The sequence below is a fragment of the Streptomyces antioxidans genome (assembly GCF_000968685.2).
GTDB lineage: Bacteria > Actinomycetota > Actinomycetes > Streptomycetales > Streptomycetaceae > Streptomyces > Streptomyces antioxidans.
This window is the reverse complement of record NZ_LAKD02000157.1, coordinates 1-546: the sequence shown is the minus strand read 5'-3', so window position 1 is coordinate 546 and position 546 is coordinate 1. Positions and strand designations below refer to the sequence as shown.

At 72.9% G+C, this 546-nt stretch carries 1 protein-coding gene; it reads left to right on the top strand.

Annotated features, from left to right (window positions below):
• The coding region (locus VT50_RS36970; protein ID WP_143645345.1) for a condensation domain-containing protein at nt 1-546 on the top strand (546 nt) is incomplete at both ends.

Sequence of the window (546 nt, the reverse complement as noted above, 5' to 3'; positions counted from 1 at the left end):
AGCCACCGGCCAGCCGCGGCTCGCCGAACTCCCCTTCTGGGACCAGCTATTGGACGGTGACGACCCCCTCCTGACCGTACGGCCGGTGGACCCGGACCGTGACCTCGGCGCCACCGTCCGGCAGCTGTCGGTGAAGGTGTCCACGGAGGTCACATCGGCGCTGTTGACCAGTGTGCCGACGGCGTTCCACGCGGGCGTCGACGACGTACTGCTGACCGGCCTGACCGCGGCGCTGGCCGAGTGGCGCCGCCGCCGGGGCCAGGACCCGGCCGGGGTCCTGCTGGACCTCGAGGGCCATGGCCGGGTCCCGCTGACGGACGGAGCGGACCTGACGCGCACGGTGGGCTGGTTCACCAGTAGCTACCCGGTACGGCTCGACGTCGGTGTCCTCGACGGGACGGACGTGCGCTCCGGTGGGGCCGCGGCGGGACGGGCCATCAAGCGCGTCAAGGAACAGCTCCGCGCCGTTCCGGGCGATGGGCTCGGCTACGGGATGCTCCGGTATCTCAACCCCGAGACCGCGTCCGCGCTCGCCGCGCTGCCCAC